We start from the raw sequence: 10158 nt of genomic DNA, 5'->3' as shown, positions 1-10158 counted from the left end.
CCTCTTATGCGGTATTAGCTATCGTTTCCAATAGTTATCCCCCGCTATCAGGCAGGTTACCTACGCGTTACTCACCCGTTCGCGACTCATTAGTAACACTGGAGCAAGTCCGGTGTTACCAATGCGTTCCACTTGCATGTATTAGGCACGCCGCCAGCGTTCGTCCTGAGCCAGGATCAAACTCTCATTTAATCTTTACTCAATCCGTCTCTGACAGATTTATTGCTTTTTTGACAGGTTAATTCCTTAACCCGCACGTCTTGGTTGCTTTCGCTATTCAGTTCTCAAAGGTCTTTGTCCCCTCTCGAGGACAGCTTCTTTATTCTAGCAAACACACTTTGCATTGTCAACAACTTTGTCAGAAATTTTTTTAAAAAATTTCTACTTGTCTACTTTGACAAAAATAGTCAGAATAATCTGAAAATAACGAGAATGCTAGAGCTGTTTTTAACTTCTGGAAACCACTCTTTAAGTCGGAAAATTTTCAGGATAAAAAAAGCAGACTCACATGGAATCTGCTTTTGATTTACTTTGCAACAATATTAACGAGTTTATTAGGGACAGCGATCACTTTGACAACCTCTTTCCCTTCCAACTCTGCCTTAATCTTGTCATTAGCTAAAGCTAAGGCTTCCATATCTTCTCTTGGAAGATCTTTTGGAATCAGGAGCTTAGCTCTGACCTTGCCTTTGATTTGGACAACGATTTCGATTTCATCTTCGATAAGTTTACTATCATCCCAAGTTGGCCATTTCACATAAGAGATAGACTCGGTAGAGTTAGTCAAGCTTTGCCACAGCTCCTCGGCAACATGGGGAGCAAATGGAGCCAACAATTGCACAAAGCCTTGGGCATAATCAACAAACAGAGTCTTTTCCTTATTGGCGGCATTGACAAAGACCATAAGCTGAGCGATGGCGGTGTTGAACTTCATGGCTTCAATCTGTTCAGTTACCGACTTGACGGTTTCATTGTAAACCTTGTCAAGTTTACCATTATTTTCGGCTGTAATATCTTTTGTGGTCAGGAGGCGGTAGACACGGTCCAGGAATTTTCGAGAACCTTCAAGCCCCTCTTCTGACCAAGCAATCGAAGCATCAAGAGGTCCCATAAACATTTCATAGACCCGCAGGGTATCGGCACCATACTGCTCAACGACATCATCTGGATTAACAACATTCTTGAGGGACTTAGACATTTTGGCAGGGGCTTGCTCCAACTCTTCGCCAGTCTCAATATTGAAGAAACCACCATCCCGCTTTTCAACCTTATCGCTTGCCACAAGAGCTCCGCGACCATCACGATAACTGGTTCCCAAAATCATTCCTTGGTTGAAGAGCTTATGGAAGGGTTCCTTGGTTGGAACAACTCCTAGGTCATAAAGGAACTTATGCCAGAAGCGGGCATAGAGCAAGTGAAGCACAGCGTGCTCTGCCCCACCAATATAGATGTCAACCGGCAACCAAGCCTTGAGAAGGTCTTCATCCGCTAGTTTTTCATCGTTATGAGGGTCAACATAGCGTAAGTAATACCAGCTTGACCCTGCCCATTGGGGCATGGTGTTGGTTTCCCGACGCCCCTTAACGCCGTCCTCACGAGTTACTTCCAGCCAATCAGTCAAGTTAGCCAGTGGAGATTCTCCTGTTCCTGAAGGCTTGATGTCCTTAGTAACAGGCAGAACCAAGGGTAGTTGGTCTTCCGGCACCGCACTTGAGGTGCCATCTTCCCAATGAATGATTGGAATTGGTTCACCCCAATAGCGTTGACGACTAAAAAGCCAATCCCGCAAACGATAGTTGATTTGCTTCTTACCAAACCCTTTATCCTCTAGAAATTCGATAATTTTATCAATGGCTTCATCCTTATTGAGGCCATCCAGAAATTCTGAATTGATATGAAGGCCGTCTTCCGTCCAAGCTTCCTTGTCAACATCGCCACCTTCTAGTACTGGAATTATATCCAGACCGAATTCTTTTGCAAATTCCCAGTCACGAGTGTCATGGGCAGGAACTGCCATGATGGCCCCAGTTCCGTAGCTGGCAAGAACATAATCCGAAATCCAGATTGGAATTTGGCGACCATTGACAGGGTTAATGGCATAGGCACCAGTCCAGACCCCTGTTTTATCCTTGTTGAGGTCAGTCCGAGCCAAATCGGACTTAAGGCTAGCTTCATGCTTATAGTTAGCAACCGCCTGAGCCTGTTCCGGACTAGTGATGACATCGACCAAGTCATGTTCAGGAGCCATTACAGCGTAGGTAGCTCCAAAGAGAGTGTCAGGACGAGTCGTGAAGACCGTAAATTTCTTGTCTGTTCCAGCTACTTGGAAGTCAACATGAGCACCAACTGATTTGCCAATCCAGTTGCGTTGCATTTCCTTGATGGACTCTGGCCAGTCAAGTTCTTCTAAATCTTGGAGAAGACGTTCCGCATAGGCAGTGATTCTCAGCATCCATTGGCGCATAGGCTTGCGGACAACAGGGTAACCACCCCGTTCAGAAGTGCCGTCAGGCAAGACTTCTTCATTGGCAATAGCAGTCCCTAGCTCTTCTACCCAGTTGACAGGGATTTCAGCTTCATAAGCTAGGCCCTTTTCATAGAGCTTAGTGAAAATCCATTGGGTCCATTTGTAATAATTAGGATCGGTGGTATTAACCTCGCGGTCCCAGTCGTAAGAGAAACCTAGGCTGTTAATTTGTCGCTTGAAATTAGCAATATTTTCTGCTGTAAAATCTGCAGGGTCATTACCAGTATCCATGGCGTATTGTTCTGCAGGCAGACCAAAAGCATCCCAACCCATTGGGTGGAGAACATTGTAGCCTTGGGCACGCTTATAACGGCTGAGAATATCGGTTGCCGTGTAACCTTCCGGGTGACCAACGTGCAGACCTGCTCCCGAAGGATAAGGGAACATATCCAGGGCATAAAAGTTGGGTTTTGAGCTATCGGTCCCTGTCTTAAAGGTCTTATGCTCAGCCCAGTACTTTTGCCACTTGGTTTCAATTTCTTTGTGATTATAGAAAGTCATAGCTGCTTCTCCATCTTATATAGTCCTGTCTATTATATCATTTTCACTATATTTTTAAAGGCTGATTCCGAGTTCCTAAGTGGGCAGACGATGGTTCTAGATTGCCAGTCGTCAAAATTGAAAGGACAGTTCCCAGAATCAATTCCAACAAGCTGATCAGACTGGTCTTAGTCTGGAACGAAGTCTTATATTAAAACAAAAGCCGGTTTGTTGAAGAAGATTTTCGGTCTCCGGTCCACCGAAAAATCTCCAAAATAAAGCCAGCCCAGCCCATAAAAAAAGAAGGCTGACGCCTCCTCTTTCTTCTGCTTTTCTTTTGCTTATTCGTAAATCTTGAAGGCATCATCATCGTTTTGGTTGACGAATGGCATTGCCTTACGCAATTCGGCACCAATCTTTTCGATTTCAAGATTTTCAGCTTCTTGACGGTAAGCTTTCAAACGTGGGAAGCCTGCATCATGGTCTTCAACGAATTCTTTCGCGAATTTACCAGATTGAATATCAGCAAGAGCAGTCTTCATATTTTCCTTGACTTCAGGTCCGATGACACGTGGACCAGTTACAAAGTCACCAAATTCGGCAGTATTTGAACATGATTGACGCATCTTCTTGAAGCCACCTTCATAGATAAGGTCAACGATCAATTTCATTTCATGAAGAACTTCAAAGTAGGCCAGTTGTGGAGCATAACCCGCTTCAGTCAAAACTTCGAAACCAGCTTCGATCAAGTGAGTCAAACCACCCATGAGGACTGCTTGTTCTCCGAAGAGATCTTCTTCGGTTTCTTCCTTGAAGCTTGTGGTCAAGAGACCAACACGAGCAGCTCCCAGTCCTTTGGCCCAAGACATAGCAATTTCTTGAGCATGACCAGTTGGGTTTTGGTAAACCGCATAGAGTGCTGGAACACCGAAACCTTCGGCAAAGGTACGACGAACCAAATGACCTGGTCCTTTAGGAGCAACCATGAATACATCAACATCTTCTGGAGCTTTAATGTAACCAAAATGGATATTGAAACCATGTGCAAAGCCAATGGCATTACCGGCTGACAAGTTTGGTCCGATTTCTTTGGCATAAATGTCCTTTTGGATTTCATCTGGTGCCAAAATCATGATGACATCAGCTAATTTAGTTGCTTCAGCAACTTCGTAAACATCAAAGCCGTCTTCTTTGGCCTTATCAAATGATTTACCATGGCGAACACCAATAATGACATCATAACCTGAATCACGCAAATTTTGGGCATGAGCATGACCTTGAGAACCATAGCCAACTACTGCAAGTTTCTTGCCAGCAAGGGCATCAACTGTGACATCTTTTTCGTATTCCATTTCTACTACCATAATATAGACTCTCTTTTCTAAAAATTATATTTTAGCCTTACGGCCAAGGGTAACATTGTTAAGGGAGATTTTTAGGACAAATCTCGTGAAAAACCTGTCGCTCCCGTTCGAGCAACATTTTGAATCCCATAAGGTTCAACGACACGCAGGAGGGCATCAATCTTATTGGCATCTCCTGTGACTTGGACCGTGATAGACTTCAAAGCAACATCAATCACGCTAGCGCGGAAAGGCTGGATGACAGCCAAGATTTCAGCACGCTTATGAACTGGAGCAGCCAACTTAATTAAGATGACCTCTCGCTCTAAATGGGGAACATCCGTGATATCACGCACTCGAATAACATCAATCAAACGATTGAGCTGTTTGATAATTAAATCAGCTTCTTCCAAGCTAGCAACATCAACGATAACGGTAATCCGTGTCACACCTTCTTCCTCGGTATGACCGGCCGACACCTCTTCGATATTGATTTGCTTTCTCAATAGGACTCCTGTGAAACGATTAAGGACACCGGCTGTGTTACGAAGTCTTGCGGTTAACATTCTACGCATCGAAGCTCACCCCCATCATCTCAGCATTTGATTTGCCTGAAGGGACCATTGGATAAACCTGCTCACGATTGGAGATATTGATTTCAATCAGCATAGGCTTATTTTTAGTAATAACCTGCAAATCTGCCTCCAAGGTATTTGGATCAGAAAACTGATAATGAGCAAGGCCATAAGCCTCAGCCAAAAGTTGGAAATTAGGCTCATCATCAAAGGTTGACTCACTACGACGTTCATCGTAGAAGGACTCCTGCCACTGGCGAACCATACCCAAAGAATGATTGTTAATGAGAACCACCTTAATCGGCAGACCATAACCATTGAGAATGGCCAATTCCTGATTGGTCATCTGGAAGCCACCATCGCCAACAAAGAGAACAACCTCCTTGTCTGGATTGGCAAGCTTGGCTCCAACCGCCGCTGGAATACCAAAGCCCATGGTTCCTAGACCACCTGAAGTGATGAGCTGACGCTCATTCTGATAAGGATAGAACTGGGCTGCCCACATCTGGTGCTGACCAACATCGGTTACGACAATGGCTTGACCCTGAGTCAACTTCCCGATAGTCTCGATAGCGTGTTGCGGTTTAATCACAGCGTCGTCGAACTTGTAAGAGAAAGGAGCTTTGGCTTTATTAGCCAAAACTTCCTCAGTCCAAGCATCATGACGAGTCCGAACAGCCTCCTCAGCTAAAAGCAAGTCTAAGGTTTCCTTGGCATCGCCAACGATTGGAATATCCGTTTTGACAACCTTGCCGATTTCAGCAGCATCAATGTCAACATGGGCAACAACAGCATTCTTAGCAAAGGTCTTAGGATTCCCTGTCAAGCGATCAGCAAAACGTGAACCAAAGTTTATCATGAAATCACACTGGGTCATAGCCATATTAGAGGCATAGGAGCCATGCATGCCTCCCATTCCCAGAGCCAGCGGATGAGATACAGGAATTGTTCCCAGACTCAAGAGCGTGGAAACAACTGGAATATTGTAGCGTTCTGCAAAAGCTATCAACTCTTTGGAGGCCCCAGCGTAGTTAACCCCGCCACCGGCAATAATTAAAGGTTTCTTAGCTCGTTTAAGCTGGTTGAGAAGTTTTTTAATCTGCAAGCCATTAGGCTCAACCCTAGGTTGATAGCTAGGCAAATCCAAACCAGGATCATTGTAGCTAGTCACCCTAGCTGCCGCAATATCCTTAGGAAGATCAATGACGACTGGTCCAGGCCGACCAGTTGTCGCGATGTGAATCGCTTCGGTGACAATCCGTGGAATATCAGCAGCATCACGAATCTGATAATTGTACTTGGTAATGGGCATGGTAATACCGACAATATCAGCTTCTTGGAAGGCATCCTTCCCGATACCAGCCATGCCAACTTGGCCTGTGAAAATCAACATAGGAACACTATCACTCATGCCATCAGCAATTCCTGTAATAGCATTGGTCGCACCAGGACCACTGGTCACAACGGCCACACCAATCTGACCTGTTGACTTGGCAAAACCTTCTGCTTCATGCAGGGCTCCTTGCTCATGGCGGGCAAGAATATGCCGAATGTCATTATGTTGATAAATGGCATCGTACAAAGGAAGCACGGCTCCACCCGGATAGCCAAAAATGGTCTTAATCCCCAAATTCACCAGAGTATCTAAAAGTAAATCAGAACCCGTTTTTGGGTTTTCTAAAGTTATTTGGTTCATATTACCTCCTTTGTCTGAATTTTACGGATTTTTCTAAAAATTCAAAAATCTTGTGTCTATAATAACATTTTCAGAAAATAATGCAAGTCAAAATGAGAAAATTTATCAGGCAATTTAAGAAAGGAAGAAAACCTGTTTAAAACCAATTCAGGGTGAGTTCCTAGATTACTCTTGTCCAAAGTTTTCATTTACATGGCAACAGATCTCAGCCCATCTCAAAAAGGAAATGATAAAAAATCCAGCCCTCATTAGAGAGCTGGGAAAACCATCATTAAATTATTCAACACTGAGCAAGTATGGATAAACCGGTTGGTCACCTTGGTGAACTTCTACCTCAATTTCCTCATATTTGTCTTCCAAAGTCGCTGTCAATTTCTCAACAAGCTCTTTTTGACCATCTTGACCGATATAGATGGTGACAATTTCACTATCCTCATCAATCATCTTATCCAGAGTCGCTAGCAGGGCAGATTCCATATCTGGGTCAGAAACAAGAATCTTACCATCAACCATCCCCAGAATGTCATCCTTATGGATTTCTAGGCCATCAATACTGGTATCACGAACAGCTAGGGTTAGACTACCGCTGACAACATCCGATAGACTGGCCGTCATAGCAGCAACATTATCTTCTAGAGAATTCTCAGGGTTGAAGGCCAGAAGGCTGGTCAAGCCTTGAGGAATGGTCCGACTTTCAATAACTGCCGTCGGCAGATCAACTACCTCGGCTGCTGATTGGGCAGCCATAAAGATATTCTTATTGTTAGGCAGGATGATGATATTCTTAGCATTGAGGGAGTCAATAGCCTTAACAATATCCTCAGTTGAAGGGTTCATGGTTTGACCACCTGAGATGATAACATCAACACCTTGGGACTTGAAAATCTCTGCTAATCCATCACCGGCCACAACAGCAATCAAGCCAAAGTCCTTGGCTGGGGTTGCTGGAGCCACCGCTTCCTGACCGGCTTCCTTTTCCAATTGGGCCTCGTGTTGTCCCCGCATATTGTCAACCTTTACCTTGACCAAGGCACCATACTTGAGACCTTCTTGCATGACCAGACCAGGATCTTCGGTATGGACATGAACCTTGACAATTTCATCATCATTAACAACGAGAAGGGAGTCCCCAAGTTCGTTGAGGTAGTTACGAAAACCATCATAGTCAAAGTCCCTGACGTAGGTGGGTCCCTTGCGGAGAGCCACCATGATTTCGGTACAGTAGCCAAACTTAATATCCTCAGTAGCCACATGACCAGCAACCGACTTATGATGCTCGGCGTTGATCATTTCGCTCATATTGGCTGGCGTTGCTTGAAATTCTTCCGAAGCAATATAGTCCCCTGTCAAAGCAGATAAGAAGCCTTCATAAATAAAGACCAGACCTTGACCACCAGAGTCAACAACGCCAACTTCTTTCAGAACTGGTAGCATCTCTGGTGTCTTAGCCAAGGCTGCCTTGGCCCCATCAAGAGCCGCCTGCATAACCTCAACCGCATCGTTGGTTGTTTCTACCTTCTTGAGGGCTGCAGTCGCTGCCCCACGCGAGACTGTCAAAATGGTCCCCTCAACAGGTTTCATGACAGCCTTGTAGGCAACCTCTACTCCTGACTGGAAGGCTTCCGCCAGAGCTTTACCATCTAACTCTTCCTTGTCTTTGATGGCTTGACCAAATCCGCGGAACAATTGCGATGTGATAACACCCGAATTCCCCCGCGCTCCCATCAAGAGACCCTTAGAGAGAATCTGACCGACTTGACCAACGCTAGTCGCTGCTTGATCCGCAACAGCCTTAGCCCCATTTTCAATAGTCATCCCCATATTGGTCCCTGTATCACCATCGGGTACTGGGAAAACATTCAAAGAATTAACATATTCTGCCTGATTACCGAGACGAGTTGCAGCTGCCTGCACCATCTCTTGAAAAAGGCTCGTTGTAATATTTGACACTAATCTTCTCCTACAACCTTGATATTTTGAATATAAACATTAACCACATTGGCATGGATGCCAAGTTGGTTCTCAAGATTAAATTTCACACGTTCCTGAATATTTTTGGAAACTTCACTGATTTTAACACCATAACTCATGACGGTGTAGACATCAACTGTAATCCCATCTTCCAATGATTTAACAACGACTCCCTTAGAATAGTTTTCCTTACGCAAAAGAGCTTGGAAATTATCCTTAATAGCACTTTTACTGGCCATGCCAACCACTCCAAAGATTTCTGTCGCTGAACCTCCGACAACTGTTGCAATAACGTCATCAGATAGCTCAATCTGACCATCCTTTGTGTTAATTTTTACAGTCATTTCGCACCTCTCAAGTTTTTATCACTTTATTTTATCATAAACCCCAGCTAAAGTACAAAGGCGGAGTTCACCCTAAGTGCTAAAGCACTTGGTTTCTCACGGCAACCACTAGCGGTGGATTGCCTACCGCCTTTACTAACTCCGATAAAGTAGTATTATCGACTACTTTATCTTCGTGTCGCAAAATATACTCATGGAGTTCCACCTAAGTGCTAAAGCACGCACTGTCACACGGCAGCCACTAGCGGTGGTCTACCTATCTTCCTTACTAATTCAGCAAAAGAAGTATAACCGCCTCCTTTAGCTTCATGTCGTCACGGACGAGGTCGCTCTACTTTTCACCTTTAGGACAACTACAAAATTTCCTAGGGAAAATTTTCCTTGTCCCTGACTAACTCCGTTTGTCCAGCATTATCAGCCGGTCAAGCTCCATATCACCACAGACAAAGTTAATAAACAATTGGTCCCTGCTCTTCTATCAAGATACGAAAAAAAGAGCCCGAGGGCTCTCATTTACTTATTAAACGCGTTCAACCTTACCTGATTTAAGGGCACGAGCTGAAGCCCAAACTTTTTTAGGCTTACCATCAACAAGGATAGTAACTTTTTGCAAGTTTGGCTTAACGGCACGTTTAGTTTTGTTCATCGCATGTGAACGGTTATTGGCTGATTTTGTTTTACGGCCTGTAAAATAACATACTTTTGCCATCTTAATTGCGTCCTCCTATATTATTTTTTTACGGATGTGCTAGCACCACATACCTTAGTAGTTTATCAGAATTCAGTAGGCTTGGCAAGCTATTTGAAAAATTTAATGCAAAAGCTGCAAGGGGGCGGTCAAAGCCAAATTTCAAGTCCAAGTTAGCCAGCAGATAAAACTTCTCTGGGGGATTTGTAATCCAGTATTTTCTTCGGATAGTTGTTTATCCAATTGTCAATGACTGCGACTTCTTGTGGAGTCGCATTTTTGCTTCCCTTGGGTGACCAACGACGGATGAGCCTATTGTGATTCTCATTGGTGCCCCGCTCCCAAGAAGCATAAGGGTGGGCGTAATAGATGTGCTCAGGGTCAAAAACATCCGATAAGCGACTAAACTCTGTCCCGTTATCAGCTGTGATGGAGTTAATCTGGTACTCTTGTAGAATTGCTCTCAAAGCCTGATTGACTGAACTTGCCGACTTGTCGGGTATGAGACGGATGATTTGATAGCGACTCTTTCGG

General features: G+C 44.3%; 8 protein-coding genes and 1 rRNA gene. All 9 read right to left on the bottom strand.

Features of this window, described 5'->3' with window-relative positions; genetic code table 11:
- Window positions 1-192, bottom strand: a 16S ribosomal RNA gene (locus BS63_RS0109820); the annotation flags it as partial.
- Window positions 193-526: 334 nt separating this feature from the next.
- Window positions 527-3028 (bottom strand): leucine--tRNA ligase, encoded by a 2502-nt coding sequence (gene leuS / locus BS63_RS0109815; protein WP_002960117.1) that lies wholly within the window; start codon window positions 3026-3028, stop codon window positions 527-529.
- 320 nt (window positions 3029-3348) lie between these two features.
- Entirely contained in the window at window positions 3349-4371 is a 1023-nt protein-coding gene (gene ilvC / locus BS63_RS0109810; RefSeq protein ID WP_002960115.1) for a ketol-acid reductoisomerase, read from the bottom strand.
- Window positions 4372-4442: 71 nt separating this feature from the next.
- Window positions 4443-4925, bottom strand: coding sequence for an acetolactate synthase small subunit (ilvN, locus tag BS63_RS0109805; RefSeq protein ID WP_021673935.1), 483 nt, complete (start codon window positions 4923-4925; stop codon window positions 4443-4445).
- Window positions 4918-6621, bottom strand: coding sequence for an acetolactate synthase large subunit (locus BS63_RS0109800; RefSeq protein WP_002960111.1), 1704 nt, complete (start codon window positions 6619-6621; stop codon window positions 4918-4920). The genes ilvN and BS63_RS0109800 overlap by 8 nt, the downstream gene beginning before the upstream one ends.
- Window positions 6622-6897: 276 nt before the next feature.
- Window positions 6898-8571: a DAK2 domain-containing protein gene (locus BS63_RS0109795; RefSeq protein ID WP_019795535.1), complete on the bottom strand. Its 1674-nt coding sequence runs from the start codon at window positions 8569-8571 to the stop codon at window positions 6898-6900.
- Entirely contained in the window at window positions 8571-8936 is a 366-nt protein-coding gene (locus tag BS63_RS0109790) for an Asp23/Gls24 family envelope stress response protein (protein ID WP_002960106.1), read from the bottom strand. Before BS63_RS0109790 ends, BS63_RS0109795 begins: the two co-directional genes overlap by 1 nt.
- 520 nt (window positions 8937-9456) lie before the next feature.
- Window positions 9457-9645 carry a 50S ribosomal protein L28 gene (gene rpmB, locus BS63_RS0109785; protein ID WP_002960104.1) on the bottom strand — a complete coding sequence of 63 codons (189 nt, stop codon included), beginning with the start codon at window positions 9643-9645 and terminating at the stop codon, window positions 9457-9459.
- A 152-nt stretch (window positions 9646-9797) separates the two neighbouring features.
- The coding region (locus BS63_RS01000000111125) for an IS30 family transposase (RefSeq protein ID WP_032798614.1) at window positions 9798-10158 on the bottom strand (361 nt) is incomplete at its 5' end.

Source organism: Streptococcus sobrinus DSM 20742 = ATCC 33478, assembly GCF_000686605.1.
Taxonomy (GTDB): Bacteria; Bacillota; Bacilli; order Lactobacillales; family Streptococcaceae; genus Streptococcus; species Streptococcus sobrinus.
Note: the sequence above shows the minus strand (reverse complement) of the source record. Positions and strands in the feature narration are given on the sequence as shown.